The sequence below is a fragment of the Enterococcus spodopteracolus genome (assembly GCF_030441955.1).
Classification (GTDB): Bacteria; Bacillota; Bacilli; order Lactobacillales; family Enterococcaceae; genus Enterococcus_B; species Enterococcus_B spodopteracolus.
Genome location: NZ_JARJHD010000018.1, coordinates 1 through 18,496 on the forward strand (window position 1 = coordinate 1; position 18,496 = coordinate 18,496).

Here is an 18,496-nt window from a genome sequence, read left to right on the forward strand (position 1 = left end):
CTTGTGGCAATTCACCTTTTACTTGCCAGCCGTCCTCTGTTCTAGGGGTCAACTCAAAGCGATCGCCCACATTTCCTACGTTTGTGAATCGCTCACTGCTGTTCATGGTCGGAGCACCGATAAATTCATGGTTCACTGTGATTGCTCCGCCAGTTTGTCGCTCATATTGGATCGTGACCGTTTGGGCTTGTTCTGTCACGGTCACTTGTGGCAATTCACCTTTTACTCGCCAGCCGTCCTCTGTTCTAGGGGTCAACTCAAAGCGATCACCCACATTTCCTACGTTTGTGAATCGCTCACTGCTGTTCATGGTCGGAGCACCGATAAATTCATGGTTCACTGTGATTGCTCCGCCTATTGTAGGATTCTTTGTATAGACAAATTCAATAAGTCTTTCCGGACCAGCTGCCATCTGACCGGAAGCACTTGCGCTTCCAGATGATAATCTGCTGAAGGTATATCCCGGAATGACTGGAGGTGTATACGCATAGTTTTGACCAACTTCCATTTGTTCTACCAGTGAATCTCGGAGTTCATTCCCTGCCTCATCGATATATCTCACTCTGATTGAATTTTTTGTTCGCAGCGACAATGTTCCAAGATTAAGATTAGTAAGCGTAATCCCCCCTGCATTGATTGGCTCATGACCAAAAAGAGCAGCAGTTGTTGGGTCAATCGCCCATGTATCTAAATAAAGCGTACTCAAGTTAAGATTGATCGAGCTATCATGACCATTTATAGTACTCACCTGATTCCTTGTGATTGTCACATCAACTCTTGTAAAATTTCCCGTAGTTGGGCCAACTACCCTGCTAATACTCATTCCAGAAGGAAGATTTGCGGCAGTTACATCACCTATTCTGTAACTACCGGACAGATTAGGTGCATTTCCATAATGCATTTGAGTATAAAAGATATTGGGCACAGGAGTATTCCCGTGCTTGCCTCCTGTAATAGCTGGAATCCAGCCATTATGGTCTGTCACCATGGCATAGGTTGGGATATTAACTGAAAAAGTGACGCTCTCTCCTGGCTCCACACCTAAAGAATTATTTGCTTGTGGAGTAGTAGTGATTTGTTGAGAAATTGCTTTTTCTCCTTCGTCATGCAACCACTCACGTAAGCTCTTTCCTTCATGGATCTCATCGAGACTAATATTAAGTGCATAAACATTAACTGGAAAATGCAGGAGCAACATGATGACACTAAATATGCTCATTAATTTGATTTTATTCATTGAATCTCTCTCCGTATTCTTCATTTTTCAAAAGATATCTGACCTTTCAGCAGGGGTTTGCCACTGACATTATTACTCTTCGAAATTGCTTTTTGTTTGATTGAATCAAATGCCTCTTTGACGGCTGGCTGACGATTGTTTCCTTTATTCTGTTCAGCAATCTGTGGATTACTTTCAGATTTCATATTATCCACTCGATGTCTTGTAGCTTCACTTAATTGATTGGTCGCGCGGTTTTCACGAGCTGACTGTGATGGTGGCTCATGAATATCCGCTTTCACATGAACTGTTTCATGGGTATTGAAAGAATTCGACCGACTTGAACGATTCGATTCATTTTGGGTTTTATTTTCTGTCTCTTGACCATAGACCCATGCATACGGACTTTTATCCGTTGACTTCATTTCGGCGTTAGCCACTTTCATTCCATCTTCTTTTGATCCAGCATTTTTTATTGAAGAACTATCATGAGCAGATATCCGATCATCCTTATCCACTTTTTCATTAGATTTATCAAAATTCCTGTCTACTTCTAAAGAGTTTTTTTCGATTGTCTCTTTTTGCGTCGGCGTTTCTAATGTTGGGTCTTCTTTTTTATAATACTTTCTTTGTAGCGCATGAAGTCCTTTACTCAAAGCAGTTACACCAAAGGAGACAGCAAGTCCCATTGCAATAACTGAAGTTACTTTAAATAAAGCAGGAGCTGTGGCTGCTGTGAAAATGAATGGCGCAACAACTGGTGTCAGTGCGATACCAATTCCTGCTATAGCTATACCCACACCAATGATGATCGCAAAAGATTTCCAATTTCTTTTAAAATAGCCCTTTACAGATTTATCTTTTTCCGGATCTTCAGGACTGAATTTTTCTGATGAATGATTTTGTTGTTTTGTTTTTGTTGTATCTTTCTCATGAACGGTAGTTTCCCTTTGAATCGATTTTTCTTTTGGATCAATTACTCGATCTTCTAAGTTTCTCTGTCGATTTCGTTCTGTCTGACGATAGGTTTGTATTCTAGAACGAAGTTTTCGTATATAATTGATCAATTTTGGTCCATAAGCAGCAGCCAAAATCGTACCGTAAACCAACAGAGTTAGTGGAAGTCCATACATCGCAAGGTAAGCTGGGACGATACCTAAAATGGCAGTCACCCACATACTGATCAATGGCCAAGATGCTAGTGGTAGTAAGTTCAAGAAAAACCTTCCGATTTGGATAGCTCGGCTTTTTTTTGTGTGGATTTTCTTTTTTTGTGTATGCGGTCCTGACTCTGGCAATTCTATATCGTCATCCATAAAATCATTTTCTGTAGCTTTATCCGTTTTCTCTGAAGCATTCTCATTTAAACCAAAAGTACTACTACTAGCGTCTATTCCAAGTTTATCTAAAGGATCAGTTGTGTTTTCCGACTGTTTTTTATCCATTCCTCGAGTGGCTATACTCGCTTCATCCAGTTTCGTTGATTTCGGTTCCCCACCTTCACTCATCTGATTTCTCATTTGGCTATTTTGAGTGTCTGAGGAAGATTCCTCTACTGGTGCGTGGGAACTATCTGTTTGAGTATTTGTTTCAGGTGGTTCTTTCTCTATTGGATTAAATTTGAGTTTATCAGCTAACAATTCACGGATTTTTTTCGTGTTACCAGCAACAATACCTGTTTGATCAGCAGAGAGAGCAGTAGATTGGTTGCTTGGTTCTTTTCTAAGATCTAGTTGATCGGATGTAACACTTTCTTCTGATTTTTGTCCATCACTACTTTTTACAGCAGGATTTTCAAATTGGCCCCGGCGTTGGCGAAATGTCTCGTTAGCCAAGCCGGTTTGTTGCTGTAATGTTTCATTAGAGACACTATCTTCAGTTTCTCTCCCAGTTCTGGACTCGTACTGTCTTCGCATCGCTTCAACTCGACCCGTTGATTCTGGAACTGGGCGGGCGTTAGAAAACTCATTCGCTTTTTCAAACTGATCTCTCATTGCTTTCACTCGACCCGTGGATTCTGGAGCTGGGCGGTCGTTAGAAAACTCATTCGCTTTTTCAAACTGATCTCTCACTGCTTTCACTCGACCCGTGGGTTCTGGAACTGGGCGCTCATTAGGATGATCATTCGGATTTTCAAACTGATCTCTCGCTGCTCTCACTTGTCCCGTGGATTCTGGAGCTGGGCGGGCGTTAGAAAACTCATTCGCTTTTTCAAACTGATCTCTCACTGCTTTCACTCGACCCGTGGGTTCTGGAATTGATCGTTCATTGCTAAAGGCGTTCGGATTTTCAAACTGATCTCTCACTGCTCTCACTCGACCCGTGGATTCTGGAGCTGGGCGGGCGTTAGAAAGCTCATTCGCTTTTTCGAACCGCTCTGTCGCTGCTCTCACTCGACCCGTGGATTCTGGAGCAAGGCGGTTATCACTTTTGACACTAGGATTTTCAAATTGAGCGCGACGATTTTGGAATTCTTCGTTCGTTAAGCCGGTTTGATTCGATTTTGTTTTATTTGCAGATGATGATTCATTCGTATAAACTGCGCGTTCGTTTCCTTTACGTACGATTTCACTACTGCCATGCATGGGGGTAGCTCTTTGATAAGAAGTTCCTTGATGTTCACTCTCTCCATGACTTTTTTTCTTGGAAAACGATGGTTCATTACTTGTACTAGTAAGGTTGTCGAATCGAGCAAGAAGGTTTTGAGATTCTTCGTCTCCCCTACCAGTTTGATTCAGTTCTGCATTGTTTGTCCTTAATGAGTCATTGTTATCTATCCTACTAGTTTGACCTTCATGTACTAGCTCACTACTTCGTTGCTTCCTAGGTGGATTTTGATAAGTAGCTGTCTGATAATTATCTGTTCCTCTTTGGTTCGTTCTCTCGATAACTGGTTGTTGGTTACTGGGTCCAGCCACATTGCCAAACTGGTCTCGATATCTTTGAATTTCTTCGTTCGCCTTACTTGTTTGACTCAGTTCTGCATTGTTTGTCCTTAATGAGTCATTGTTATCTATCCTACTAGTTTGACCTTCATGTACTAGCTCACTACTTCGTTGCTGCCTAAGTGGATTTTGATAAGTAGCTGTCTGATAATTATCTGTTTCTCTTTGGTTCGTTCTCTCGATAACTGGTTGTTGGTTACTGGGTCCAGCCATATTGCCAAACCGGCCTCGTCGTCTTTGAAATTCTTCGTTTGTCATGCCGGTTTGATCCGGCTCTGCTTTGTTTGTGGGTGATGATTCATTCGTATAGACTGTGCGTTCGTTTCCTCTACGCACCAATTCGCTAGTACCTTTTAATGGAGGAGCTTTTTGATAGGATGATGTTCCTTCATTTCTTTGGTTCTGTCGATCTGTCGGTTGATTTTGCCTATTTTGAACATTCGGTGAATCATTCGTTTGCGAGGTTCTCCATCTAGACGACTCTCGACTTTCTAATGATGAATGATCATTTATTGAATGATTCAGACCTTCATAGTATTGGCGCAATCGGTTGACTGTCCCTGATGGTACTTCAGCTGAATGGGGTTCTATATTATAAGAAGTTTCTTTTTCAAACCGTTGTTTTAAATCACTCACTTTAGGTCTTTGATGGTGTTCTTTTTTTGTATATTGATTCGTCGTGTGAACAGAATTTACGTACGTCGCGACATTCTCTTTTATCTGCTCATTGGATAAAGCTTCTTGCTTTCCGTTGCCTCTCTTATTGAGTGTTGCTTGTTCTGCAAATCTTTTTTCCTGTTCCGCCACTAATTTAGGACTTACTAATTCATCAGATGCTTGTAATGATGTGTTCGACGTAAAAGTAGGTGGCACTTCTTTTGAACTTGTTTCTCGCTCACGTATATTTTCTTTTAAGACCATCATCCGCGATTTATATATGGAGAATCTCAGCGCATTATAGTCTGATGGATCAATGCCTCGGATCATTCTGTCAAATGATTGTTTTAAATCATTTGTCTTTTCTTCATTCACTTCTTTTCGTGAAGAAATCAAATCTAAAACGAAGTGGAATTCTTCTCTCAAAGTTTCAGGATTGCTATCCAATATTGCTTTTGCTTGAAACTCATTGAATACTTTTTCTTCATAAGGTTTTACTGATTTTATTGAAATATCTTTGTTTAGATATTCTTTAAGGTAGTCTTCAAATTTTTTATAAAACATCGGTCTCCTCCATTCAATGAAGAATTTTTTCAGAGTCGATTAACCATTCAAGCGATGTTCAAGCAACTGTTCTAAAGATGTATTTTCTTCTCTAAATACACCTGTTTGAGTTAATCTCACAGCTTGATGTGGTTTTTCGTAATCATTTACCCATAAAAACATTCCTGGGAGAGAATTCATGCGATAACCAAATTGTGTTTCTTCTAATGTGATCTCGAATTTTTTAACTGCTGAATTTTCATCGGTGACTGACAGTTCTAACACGCATAATGTCTCAGAAACATCTTCAGAAATAATGCGATAGTGAAAAGTTCGACTTGTTTCTTTTCCATCCTCCACTTTTCGTTGGACAAATGTATTTTCTGTAAAATCAATCAATACATGACTATTCATCGTCGTATTCGTCCAACTACCTTGAAGTAAAACGTCATTCCATTTTTGATTGATCCTCTCATTCGCTTCATCTTCGCCAGAATCAATCATTTCTTTCGCCTTCTCCAACAATTCAACACTTGGATAAAAATAGGTAGTGTCACCTTCATTGTCTTCGTAAAAGAAGATCGTTTCTCCTAACCTAGTCATCAGCTCAAAAGAAACTTCCTCTTTCTCTTTGTCCGTTAGAACAAGTTTTGTATCTACTAAGCGATACTGCCCCGTTGTGAGCCAACTGGTACTTTGATAAGTTCCGTCATTTTTTAATTCCAGAACCATGCCATCTGCTCGATCAGAATACCAAATTCCTCGATAAACTAAAGCCTCGTTTCTTTCTACTAGATTTAGTTCTTCGTCTCTTTGTTCACTAAAAGATAAACGCTCACTACTCGCTGTAGTTTTTGAATTTCCATTTGTTCCATGGTGAAAAAAGATCGAGTAGAAAATAAAACTGAACATTGTGATGAAAATGACACTAGCTATTATCACGATTCTTTTTCCTTCTTTTGACTCAACTATATTTTTTAATCGTTTCATTGTTCGCCCTTTTCTTTTTTTATTGAAGAATACCGTACCCCGAAATGCTCGGATCATTGAGGAAATAGGTTCTTCTGGCTACTTTATTGGAAGTATTGCCCTCGACGGTTTGGATGATATTTCCATCTGTAAATTCCACGATTCCCACATGATCTTTCCCTGTACCACCTCCATTCCAGTCAAAGAAAATCAAATCACCTGGTTGTGGGTGGTAACTCTCTGAAGTTTTCCTATAGTTTCCTTTTTCCGTTAACCAGTTGATCATCTCTAAACAATTTGCTGATTTTATTATTTTTTCTTGATTAAGGTACCCGACTTGATCTGCTACCCAACTTACGAAGATCGCACACCATTCAACTCTCCCTTCAAAACCATACCATCTCCAATACTTATCACCATGAAAAGTACCAATCTCATTGATCGCAGTCTCAAGAAATCTTGAGTTTTCGAGCCAGAGATAATTGGTAACAATAGGTACATAGAACATATTTCCGTAAGCATATCGCCAAGAAAATCCATGGGCTACAGCTACGGGATGAGTATAACGAACGATCTGTCTGTTGCTTTTTTTTCTTGCATATAGCTCTGCATGTAGAAAGCTATATTGTTTATTGGTAGTTGCTAACCAATTTAAAAAGTCTTCTCCGTAGTTATAGGCTTGAAGAGCCGCACGATCATCAAGATGTAAGGTTTTCGCTTTACCTAATAATTGGGAAAAATAGTGCGTTCCTCGATCAATTGATAGTTCTGGATCCTCAATTGTATTAGGAGCTAAACCTTGTGATTCACTAGCTTGCATAATATCAGGAAATCTTTCTGCATCCCCACCAGACTCTACTTGAATGATTGCTAAGATCATATTGACATATTCTGGAATCCCATACTTTTCACAGGCTTCTCGGACAAGATGTTCCCATTGTAAAATCATTTGTCCGGGATTTTTTAGACTTCCCGAGATCGATCTTGAAGAATCATGTATAAATCCTTCTATCTCAGAGGGATATTGATATATCAAATCAAAAATATAAGCAGACGGGTAAATGTGTCTATTTGGCCTGAGTGTTCGCCGTTCAATGACTTCAACTTTCAAATTCCCCGTTGTTTCTCCTATCAGTGTCTCAGCATTGACCCAATCTCTGTTTCTCACTTTGATATTTTTTAACGGAGATAAAACAACTCTTTTATTTAAAGAAGTATTAATAGTGACAGAACTATTCCCAACGGCATGAACTCTTCCTGAACCAGAATTGTCGATGCCGTAAACAGGTTTACCAGCTTCAGCTAGTAATTCAATGTAATTCTGTTTATTTCTGTCATTTAATCCACGATAGCCATATTTTTCAACAACGATGGCCTCTTGATTCATACCAAAAGGACTTTGTAAAAATACTTTATTTTCAAACCGATCTAATTCCTGGATCGGACCAAACTTATCTTTTTCTTCTTCTGAAAGCGTATCTGAATTTTCATCAATAAATTGGCTGATTGTTTTGATCTCAATATTGATCAATGCCACTTTGATCGTTCGATGAGTTGGCCGATCTTCTTCGATAGGTGGATCTGGTTGTTCGTCACTTGGGTTTCTATTTGTTTGCGCCTCATGTGATGAGCTTTCCTCTTCATTCTCTGATTCTTCAATCTCTTCTTCTAAATCGTTTGTTTCTTGCGAGGTATCATCGTCTTCTTCTAATGTTTCCTCGGTCCCACTATCTTCTAATTCTTCTGGTGCTTCATCAGTTCCATCATCTTCTTCTGACTCTTCTGGCGCTTCCTCAGTTCCACTATCTTCTTCTGATTCTTCTGGTGCTTCATCAGTTCCACTATCTTCTTCTGATTCTTCTGGTGCTTCATCAGTTCCACTATCTTCTTCTGATCCTTCTGGTGCTTCATCAGTTCCACTATCTTCTTCTGATTCTTCTGGTGCTTCATCAGTTCCACTATCTTCTTCTGATTCTTCTGGCGCTTCCTCAGTTCCATCATCTTCTTCTGATTCTTCTGGTGCTTCCTCAGTTCCATCATCTTCTTCTGGATAAATGATCGGAACTTCTCTTGTTTCGATTTCTGTCGTGTAACTAAAGGTATATCTATGGATTCCTTCTACTTCTCCACGGACTCTCGTTGCACCAAAAAGATTACTGTCTGCTGAAATTCGTTGTTGGATATCATAGTTTTCGTATTTTGCATTTAAATAATAAAGATAAGTATCTGCATCAGAACTATACAAAAAATTATTATCTGGTCGTGCCACACCATTTACAACGAAATAAACTTCTTCAATTTCAGAATTTTCTGAAAAATCTTCAAAAACCTTTTGTACTTCTTTATTCATCTTGGCATCCAAAAATGTGACATGTTCATATGCCTCTGCTAATGCCATATCTTCTGTTTTTATCGTAAATATACTAGCGATAAAATTAAAGATAGCGATAATTACGACGATTACGACGATCACGACCGCCAAAATCATCATCACTTTGACGGACAATAACATAAGGATCAGTTTGAGAATAATCAATAAGACTAAAAGAACCCCAAGAATATTTAATTCGCCTTCTTTGTTCCTGCCCACTGTATCTATTGCTGCTTGTGCCAGATTTTTTTTCAGTTTGGGTTTGAATTTCTTTTTCGATGGAATTTTGGTTTGCTTTTTTAATCGTTTGATTTTATTGGAGTTACTCAACACTTGATGTTTACGTTCAAGTTTGTCTTTGATACCGAATAGTTTATCTTCAAGCTTCTTTGCGCTAGACTGCTTATTTGCAGTAAGTGTGTTCTTGATTCCAGCTAGATCGAGAGCATTTTTATCTAGACTTTCTGATTTCTTATGGTAGAACTTTTTTGAGCCTAGCGTTTGCTTGTTGATTTTTTCAGAGGAGAGCTGAATTCGCTGATTCGTCCTACTATTATGAGTTGAACTTTTTCTTTTTTTTATTCCTAAAAGCGCATGATCGATTTCTTTAGGTGAGCGATGTTTATTCTTTATGAAATAGGCCTTTTCTCTAGTGGTACTATGTTTTTTATTTCTATTTATTTTGTTTAACTTTTTTTTATTTGTCATAAGATGGCGCTTTTTAAAACCACTGTCGTTCGTTTTTTTGCTTGTTACGCCTTTACTTAATGGATCTTTTCTTGACTGGCTATTCACCATATGTTGTTTGAAATCAACGATATTTCTGTTTTTCAGCTGTAAGTTGTCTCTTTTTTTTCTTGCTAATTGTTGTTGACGTTTTTTTAATCGGAGTCGCTTCTTCAATGCTTTCTTTTTTTGCTCTTTCGTACTGACACGGTTCAATTTGATCGATAACAAATCTTGCTGCTTGTTGTTTTCTTGTTTATTCCCCTCGTATGTTTCATTCATAATCTTGCTTTGTCTTTACCTCTTCACCAGGTTTAGTTGTCATAATTTGATAGAGATTTGTTTCTTTAGGAAGTCGGTCTTCAAATGGGATGATCGTGTCCCCAAACACCATCAATCCAGTACCTTCACTTCCATTCAACACATACTTTTCCTGCTCTTCCGATATATCGAATAAACGAGTCAACTCTGAGCGGTCAGATTTTGCTTGATTGAACATGACAACGAAATCACTATTTGAAAGCATTCTTCTAGCTAGATCCGAAAGCAATAACGTCTCTACATTTTGGGTGATCCCCGTCGGTATAGCGCCCCACTTTCTTGCCCTACTCCACAATTCAAAGAAATAATTTTCTGAGTATTCATTTGTAAAGAGTAACTGTAATTCATCAATATATAACCATGTACGAATTCCTGATTCTCGATTCAACGTGATTCGGTTCCAAATTTGATCTAACACAACTAACATTCCAAACGGCTTGAGTTGTTTTCCTAAATCTTTGATGTCAAAAATAATCAAACGTTTATTCAGATCCACATTTGTTTTTTTAGAAAATAGTGCTAAACTACCTTCTGTGTAAAGTTCTAATTCAATCGCCAATTGCTTTGCTTCTTCTTCTGGCTGTGCATTTAGCGCCATATAAAACTCTTTTAATGTCGGTAACTGCGTCTGTTCTTGGTAAATTTTTCGGCATACTCGGTCGATGATTGTTTTTTGTTGGGAAGATAATCCTAAAATACCTCCAGTGATCAGCTCACAAAGTGAAATCAAAAATTGGGTTTTTAAAGCGATTGGGTCTGCATCATCGCCATAGTTACTATTAATATCCATTGGATTGATGCAGGTGTTTGAATTACCAGCCAATCGAACCATTTGGCCATCAAATTCTGAACAAATATGCTGATATTCCGATTCAGGATCAATGACGATCACTTCGTCTTTGTCGTTCCTAAGTAAAACATTAACGATTTCTCGTTTGACAGAGAAACTCTTACCTGATCCTGGTGTCCCCAAGACAAATCCATTCGGTGCCATTAGTTTCTTTCGATCAAGAATCGTTAGATTTTTTGTCACTGAATTGATTCCATAATAATTTCCGTTCTCATGGAGCATTTCAGAAATTGAGAATGGCATCAATGCAGCAACCGCCGATGTGGCTAATAATCGATTCAATGGAACATGATTTTTTCCAATTGGTAAACTCGTATTTAAAGCAAGCTTCTGTAAATAAGCAAGTTCAATGATCGTGCAGCCAAATCTTCGTCCTACCGATTTGATTTTACTGGCGATTTTATTTAATTTATCCTGATTCTCTGCGTAGAAATTGATCAACACAGTTACTTCAAATAGTTTCTGGCTTTTACTTTGTAATGAATCTAAAAGCTCTTTTGCTTCATCCAGAGAATAAGTTAGATCATATGGTAGCATGTCATAATCGTACCCACTGTTTAAGGCTTTACGCTGCTCATCCACTTTCTGCTGATCCATATAAGCCATTTTAGTCTTTACTAAATCGAAACTACTTGCCATCGGTATCGGTTTACAACTCACTGTAAGAGTGATTTCCTCATCGATCTCCATAAGTCCTGTCAAGCATTCATCTGATAGTTCGGCAGGATAACCATTCAGATAGAGGGTCTGATTTAGTTTGTTATCGATTCTGATCAGGTGTTTATCTAATTTGAGATCGACTTGTTTCGGTAGTAATGTATGATTCTCATTATTTAGGATTTGACCGATCAATTCTTTGCGTTCTTCCCCTTTTAAAATATGGATGCTAGAACCAATTTTTCGAGCGAATAAATCCATTTGATCGGCAATTAAGAGCAACTCTCTTTCAGCAAATTCCTGATTCTCATGTTTTTGAGTAAAGGTAATAAAAATTTTCTTTTCAAACGCATTCTTCTTTTCGTTGATTTTCGCTTTTAGATAGTCATTCATTTCTTGACGGTATCTATCATCATATTGTTCATTTTTTTCTTTAAAAAGCACATGATTCAATTCTTCGACTGTTTTTTTCTTTTTTACCAGTGTGACTTTGTAATCGATAGAAGCTTCTAAAGAATTTAAAAACTCACAATATTTAATGAAATTCTGCATACGTTGTTCCTCGGAACAAAGCTGATAACTTATATCGTCAATATTAATCGTTATTGAGTATTCATTCTCAGAAATTAGACAAATGCCGTTATCATAGATTTCTTCAAAAAGTAAAAAAGATTTTTTTTCTTCTTGCATATTTTTCTTATTCTTGTTTTGTCTGAAGTTCACTTTCATGAAATTGGGACGTATCAGATTCTTCATAAACAACTACTCCTTGATCAAAATGGTAAATAAAAAAGTATTTCAAATAGCGTTCAAAAGGCAGTCCCTCTTTTTTTAGCCACCCAAAAGCGACGATTGGCATTGAAACGAGAATCATCAACCAACTGATTACGTCCATGGAATAGCCAAAAAAACGAACAAACACAAAACTGATCACGATATTAGTCAAACCTGCGACAGACAGAAAGCCTAATTGACGTACGCTCATGCCGGCTACGATCCGCTCTTTATATTCGCGTACATCTTTATGGACTTTTACTTCAATTGCCATCACTTTTACTCCTTTCTATGAGGCAGATACAATCATCTTCGCCCATCCTTTCGTTTTGTTGATTGCAAAAATCAAAGCAATCATGTAAATCGTCAAACCAAAAATCAACGACCACATACCTCTTCTATGACTATCCAAAAAATTCACGAAAATCAAAGGATAAATGGTCAACACTAATGCAATCATTACAGCATGCAGTGAGGAAGCGGCAAAATTCTTGAAAAATCCTTTTGCCATAGTTGAAAATTCTTGATTAGGTAATGCCGCCATTGAAATAGGAGCAATCGCACTAAAGATATATAACTCAAAAAACCTCAGGTATACGATAACATGGATAAAAACCCCTACAACTAAAGAAACAAGGAATAGAACCACAAAGATCATTAATACAACCATTACTTCCCACCACGAAAGGCTTTGTACGACTGAATCCACAACATTGTAATAAGAGTCTAAAAGATCGGTTCTATTGTATGCCAGTATTTGTCCAGCTAACATCGATCCTAATGCGACAATAGCATCAAGGATCACTTGAATTCTTAAGATGACAATATAGCAAATAATAAATTTCACAAAGGATTTCATGATCATTTCAAATCCCAAAGTAGGAGCACCACCAGCATTCTCCACTTTTAAAGAAATTTTTTGAAACTCAAATAAGATAAATACCGCTAGTATGGAAAAAGCTACTGGAGCTATTATCGTTTGTTGGATCTCTCCTGCTACTCTATAGGCAGAAGCCATATATTCTTGTAATCCCAAACTTAAGGTATTTGCAATATTTTCACCATTCAAGTACCCCATCATCTGGGTGAATAGCATCATTATCGCTGCGCGCACTGATTCACCTTCTTTCTATTAAAATTTTTTATCTACTTAAAAGTGAACCAACATCAAATGCAGTTACAAACCAAACTGCGGCTACTAAAATCAAGGCACCGCCGACCACTTGCCAAATCCCTTGTTGTAACTGTGGACCATTTTTATCTTTTAATGCACCAGCTAGGATGACAGTTCCCCAAATAATCCATAATCCTCCGCCAACCATCGTAAATCTTGAAATCAAGTTAAATACATCCTGTAATAATTGTTGGTTATTGTTCATTTCTATTTATTCTCCTCTTCATTTTTTGGTGATTGATTTCTTTCGTACCAATTCTCTGGAGTCACATCTCCGAGTTTTTTATAATTTTTATGTTTCGTAATATCATATTTTTCTGAGATAAACGGAACTATTCCACGGATCTTCAAAATCGCTTTTGTTCCACTAAGATTCGCCACTTCATCTACATCCAATAAATTCCGACCCATTTTTTGATAATTTTCACTGTAGTTCCCATTACTACCTTTGGTGATACTAATGTTCTTGTGCTGGATCGTTTTCTTTCCTAGTAATTTGGAGATATACTCATGCGTGCTTAACTCCATCCCACCTAAATAAAGAAAAACGTCACTGGTCCCGATGATTGTTTCCCAAGTATCTTTGTACAAATTTTTAAGCTGACTAATGTTTTGTAAGATCACATTGACCGATATCTCACGACTTCGAATCACTGAAATCACTTTTTCAAAGTCTGGAATCTGTCCTATATTGGCAAATTCATCTAAGACACATCGCACATGATGTGGTAGACGACCTTTGTAGACATTGTCTGCTTTGTAAACTAAGCTATCGAATAATTGTTGGTACAACATACTTGCTAAGAAATTGAAACTTGTATCTGTATCTGACAATAAAATATAGATAATGGTTTTCTTGTCCCCAACGGTGTCTAATGCTAAAGTATCTTTACTCACGATTTTTTTGATATTCGGAATATCAAAAGGTGATAATCGCACACCTAAGCTGACTAAAATACTTTTTGCGGTGCGATCCCCCGCTAATTTGAAAATTTTGTATTGCGCCACTGCAAAGTTGGCAGGATCTTTTTCTTCAAGTTCATTGAAAATCACATCTAGTGGGGAAACATAATCTGGCACATCCTCTGGACAGTTTGCTAAGCGGACCATTTCAACGACGTTCGTCAATGTTTGATCTTCTTCATCAACTTCTTGCAAAAGATAACTGAATGTAGCCATCAATAAGGCAGTTTCAGCTTTTTCCCAAAAATCATCGCCACCCTTTTTTTCAGGATCTGAAGTATTTTTGATCAAGTTGTTGACGACTTTTAAAATATCGTCTTCGGTACGGATGTAAGTAAAAGGATTATAGTAGTCTGTATTTTCCCGCGTGATCAAGTCAAAAACCTTGATTTCATAACCTGCTTCTTTAAACATTGTTGCTGTCTCGCTTAACAATAGTCCTTTAGAATCACTGACGACATAAGAGGAATGCAGTTGCATCAAATTTGGTTTCACATAAAATCTTGTTTTCCCTGATCCAGCTCCTCCTACTACGATGACATTCTTATTCCGATTAAAGTTATTAGATTTAGTGATCTTCATACGACCAGACATAGATAGCGATTCACTTTTTGTGAGAATGATATTGTTGTCTTTTTTTTTATCCATCATTGGCTTTATGTCTTTTTTGTTGCCCCATCTGGCACTTCCATATTCAAACTCGGTATGTTTCGGCATACCTGAATGATACAAGATACCAAGAGCAAGCCCCCCCACGATTGTCAATGTACCAATGATACTTGCTATACTATAGCTAAAATCAAACTCAAAGCGACTAACTTCTAGTCCAAACTGGTCGATTGTGCGAACCAAGACTTGTGCGATATCTTCTGTCTGTTGTCGGAAATTCTCGTAAATTAGGATGGTCCGATTTGCCGTATACGCGAATACAAGAAATAAAAATAGTAAAAGTAATTTATAATACCAAGTCTTTGAGTTTTTCAACTTGTCCTCCTAAACGACATAAGTTATCTTTGTTATTATCTAAAATCCGTAACGAGCAAGTCTGAAACGATATCCATCGTTCGGTCAATATCTGCTTTTTCTGGTAGATAAAACATTTTGGTTTTATCACCAACTTGATACGGAAATGGTAGTATATTTGTCACTAATATATCTACATCAAGTGGATTTTCAATGGTTTCCAATTGTTCCTGGTACATGATGCTTGCTCTAGTGTGTAGATATCTTTCAATAATTTCATTTAAAGCAAAATCCGTTAAAAATCCTCGTTTCAATGCAACAACAACTGTACTTAAAACTTCACATGCCTTGTTCGTATATAAGAAAAGTAATAAGTCAGAAGTAAATGACGAAGCACATCTTTTTTGAAGGAAATTCTTTTGGATCGCTTTATTTTTTTTGATGACTGTATTCATTTCTTTATATAGTCGCCGGTTGATTGAATCAATCAACATCGCCGATTCTTCATCGTTATATGAAAAATCAATTTCAAGTTCCTGTTTGATTTTCTCTTGAAATAAAAAGCAATTGACAATTGAATACAGTTGCTCATTATCAACTTGGATCCGGTTCCCGAGAACACTCTTGAGATCTAAAACCAAATGTTTGACTGTCTCGGAAAAACCAAAGTATTCTGCAAATCCTTTATTGTGTTTTTCTATCTCTGTGTAATAACATTCATGTAAATGGATCATACAAGCTATAAAACAACACTCTTCAAAAATGACTTCTTTAGAGTAGGTCTTGAAACAATCTAATTGAATAAATTCAACGAATAATTGATTCGTTAAGGGATTGTTTCTAAACCAATCTAACAATCGCGACTGGATATATAATTTGTCTTTTCCAAACCGGATAAAAGTTAAAGCAAGTATTTTCTTTGTGATTGATTGGGAAACATCCGAACATAATGCCAAAACAATTTTGGTTATTTCTTCCATTTCATTTTTATAGGGGCAATAATCTTCGATCTCTAGATAAGCTGATTTAATGTAAAGATCAATAAACAGTTTTCTGATTCTGATCTCTTTCCCTATAAATTCAACCGGTGAAAGTTTTAAATTCAAACCATATTGATGGCAGATTTTCTTTAGCTTTCGCATTTTTTGGATCACTGTTTTCTCACAGTAGTGTAATTCCCAGCTCCAATCGATCACCTGCTTCAGTTCACCTGTAAGGATACTTGTTGTCACTTTTACTAAGTCTTCATTCATGTAATAAGATTTTTTTTTCTCGAATAATTTAAAATGGTTCAATACAAACATGCTGACCCCTTTATAGGAAGTCAATATTTCAATTGTGTCGGAAAATTCATCTTGAATCGTTTTTAAATCATTGGTAATCGTTCTTCTAGTTACTTTGAGACTTTTTGCAAGATATTGAACGGTCACATTTTTTCTTCTTTCTAAAGTATTCAAGATAAATACGACACGTTTTTTGTAATCATTCGATATTAATCGTTCAAGAATCTCTTCCACTTACCTTCCCCCTTTCACATAACAACTTCACTATAAACAATCTGTTTTTTTATTTCGAGGTATTGAATTTCCCGACTTAGAGAAAAAAATTTCTTTAGAAGACGAAGTTTTTTTAAAGTTTTTTTATAGGTTTTAGATTTGAGAGATAACAATAAAAAAGAGACTATACAAATTGTATAGCCTCTTTAAGGCGTCATTAATAACAATATCCCACTATTTTTATTTATTTACAATAAATGGCCCTCTGAGATTTTAAGCTTTCTATAAAAAAGTTATTCTATTGGAATCCTAAATTAATTCAAAAGACTAAAAGACTTTTAAAAGTTATTTAATTCTAAATAAACTAGCGGCACTATCTGGCGCCCAAGATGGGTCCCCATGATTATCATGAGTAACTAGTGTCGTATAAAGTTTTCCCTCATGAAAAATAATTTCATCCTTAGTATATCTCACAGGATTAAACAAACTTCCTAACTCAAATTGACGATGTTCATTTGGTGGTGCAATTTCATTTGTTTTTGTTGAAATCACTAAGCGATTGCTTGCCTCTGATCGAATAGAATCATTGCTCACTGCTTTGATCGTATACGTATACTGAGTCCCAGCATTCAACCCAGAATCTAAATAAGTTGTATTCCCAGTTTGACCAACTAATTGGCCATCTCTATAGATTTCATATGTTTTGATTCCTGCAGAGTGGCTCGAAGGATTCCACATCAATGAGATTGAGTTCACTGTTTCCCCCATTGAATGTAAGTTGCCTGGTCTTGTTGGCACTTCTACTTCGTTATCTGCTAACGTTGTTACCTGAAGCGCATCACTTTTTTCAGATACTTGTCCGGCAAACGATACTGCTTCGATTTCATACTTATACGTGGTATTCGCTGTTAATTGACTATCTTGATAGTTGTTCGCAGAAGTTGTAGTAATCAGTTGACCATCACGATACACATTGTATTTTTCAACAGTTGCTTGTGCATCCCAAGAAAGTGAGACTGACTGTTTTGTCGTATTCACTGCTCTAACATTCGTTGGTTTATTTGGTACGACTGGTATTGCACCACTACTCTTGATATTCGCATCAATCACATTGTAAAAAGCATTCGCAGTATCACTAATATCCCAAATTGCTAAAATAACGTGATACCCCATTCGGTCTTCTGGAATATTGACTGTGTGCGTTGCGCTAATATTCGCAGAAGATTGTCCGCCACCATCGATTTCCGATAATAACTCTAGATCTTCTCTCGCAAGTGGTTTGTTTTGATCCCAACCATTTTTCGTGATGTAGTAATGATATTTCGCGGTTCGGTGATTTGCCGTAAAATGCCAAGTGAAATTATTAGGACCAGTACTGATATCTTGCTTTGTCCATAAAGTTGCTGTTTGTTGATCTAACTGAAAACCTAATGCACCATTTGCAGAAGCAATTCGTCCATCCGCTGGCCCCGCTGCTGGGAAGCCTTTCAATGCTTCTAAAGATTGTGGCTCATTGATCACTGCCCCATATTTCTGAAATGCTGCAGTCCAGTTGGTGCGAGCATCTAATGACCCTTGGTATCCTCGACTAATTGGTTCCCTTACATACCCATGTGCAGAAACATCTTTTGTCGCACCAAAAATTATTCCTCCTAGACTTAAAACCAAAACAACACTACCCAATAATCTTTTTTTCATATCATACCTTCCTTCCAATATTTTTTGTTACATTATTTTTATAACATAATAACTTATTTAAAAACAGCATACTAACATTGATCAAACATTCACAAAAACACATATAAAAAAACGAAAATATTTATATATAAGTATTTATATATTGTGAAAAACATAACTATTATTCAGTTATT

11 protein-coding genes are annotated in these 18,496 nt (G+C 37.1%); all 11 read right to left on the reverse strand.

The annotated features are described in order from the left end of the window. Positions 1–1,237 (reverse strand): MucBP domain-containing protein (locus tag P3R27_RS13005; RefSeq protein ID WP_301399087.1); only part of this gene is annotated, 1,237 nt, incomplete at its 3' end. A 20-nt stretch (positions 1,238–1,257) separates the two neighbouring features. Further along, the gene (locus P3R27_RS13010) at positions 1,258–5,382 is read right to left on the reverse strand and encodes a hypothetical protein (RefSeq protein WP_301390122.1); all 4,125 of its coding nucleotides are present in this window, start codon (positions 5,380–5,382) and stop codon (positions 1,258–1,260) included. A gap of 39 nt (positions 5,383–5,421) precedes the next feature. Further along, positions 5,422–6,351: a hypothetical protein gene (locus tag P3R27_RS13015; protein ID WP_034690561.1), complete on the reverse strand. Its 930-nt coding sequence runs from the start codon at positions 6,349–6,351 to the stop codon at positions 5,422–5,424. 19 nt (positions 6,352–6,370) lie between these two features. Next, the gene (locus P3R27_RS13020) at positions 6,371–9,709 is read right to left on the reverse strand and encodes a lysozyme family protein (RefSeq protein WP_301356799.1); all 3,339 of its coding nucleotides are present in this window, start codon (positions 9,707–9,709) and stop codon (positions 6,371–6,373) included. Then, positions 9,702–12,011, reverse strand: coding sequence for a VirB4-like conjugal transfer ATPase, CD1110 family (locus P3R27_RS13025; protein WP_034690557.1), 2,310 nt, complete (start codon positions 12,009–12,011; stop codon positions 9,702–9,704). Before P3R27_RS13025 ends, P3R27_RS13020 begins: the two co-directional genes overlap by 8 nt. Continuing rightward, positions 11,953–12,303, reverse strand: coding sequence for a PrgI family protein (locus P3R27_RS13030; protein ID WP_034690555.1), 351 nt, complete (start codon positions 12,301–12,303; stop codon positions 11,953–11,955). Before P3R27_RS13030 ends, P3R27_RS13025 begins: the two co-directional genes overlap by 59 nt. A gap of 15 nt (positions 12,304–12,318) precedes the next feature. After that, a complete protein-coding gene (locus P3R27_RS13035; protein WP_034690553.1) occupies positions 12,319–13,143 on the reverse strand; it encodes a VirB6/TrbL-like conjugal transfer protein, CD1112 family in 825 nt (274 codons plus the stop codon). A 28-nt stretch (positions 13,144–13,171) separates the two neighbouring features. Then, entirely contained in the window at positions 13,172–13,408 is a 237-nt protein-coding gene (locus P3R27_RS13040) for a hypothetical protein (protein ID WP_010735554.1), read from the reverse strand. Between the two features lie 2 nt (positions 13,409–13,410). Further along, complete coding sequence (locus P3R27_RS13045) at positions 13,411–15,150, reverse strand: VirD4-like conjugal transfer protein, CD1115 family (protein ID WP_034690551.1); 1,740 nt, start codon at positions 15,148–15,150, stop codon at positions 13,411–13,413. Positions 15,151–15,185: 35 nt separating this feature from the next. Then, positions 15,186–16,646 (reverse strand): HTH domain-containing protein, encoded by a 1,461-nt coding sequence (locus tag P3R27_RS13050; protein WP_080693192.1) that lies wholly within the window; start codon positions 16,644–16,646, stop codon positions 15,186–15,188. 324 nt (positions 16,647–16,970) lie between these two features. After that, a complete protein-coding gene (locus P3R27_RS13055; RefSeq protein ID WP_126134060.1) occupies positions 16,971–18,323 on the reverse strand; it encodes a lytic polysaccharide monooxygenase in 1,353 nt (450 codons plus the stop codon). Positions 18,324–18,496 lie beyond the last annotated feature (173 nt).

Excerpts from the sequence above, each read along its gene's own strand:
- P3R27_RS13055 (WP_126134060.1), bottom strand. The coding sequence starts at position 18,323 with ATGAAAAAAAGATTATTGGGTAGTGTTGTTTTGGTTTTAAGTCTAGGA.
- P3R27_RS13025 (WP_034690557.1), bottom strand. The coding sequence starts at position 12,011 with ATGAAGAATCTGATACGTCCCAATTTCATGAAAGTGAACTTCAGACAA.
- P3R27_RS13020 (WP_301356799.1), bottom strand. The coding sequence starts at position 9,709 with ATGAATGAAACATACGAGGGGAATAAACAAGAAAACAACAAGCAGCAA.
- P3R27_RS13040 (WP_010735554.1), bottom strand. The coding sequence starts at position 13,408 with ATGAACAATAACCAACAATTATTACAGGATGTATTTAACTTGATTTCA.
- P3R27_RS13010 (WP_301390122.1), bottom strand. The coding sequence starts at position 5,382 with ATGTTTTATAAAAAATTTGAAGACTACCTTAAAGAATATCTAAACAAA.
- P3R27_RS13015 (WP_034690561.1), bottom strand. The coding sequence starts at position 6,351 with ATGAAACGATTAAAAAATATAGTTGAGTCAAAAGAAGGAAAAAGAATC.
- P3R27_RS13030 (WP_034690555.1), bottom strand. The coding sequence starts at position 12,303 with ATGGCAATTGAAGTAAAAGTCCATAAAGATGTACGCGAATATAAAGAG.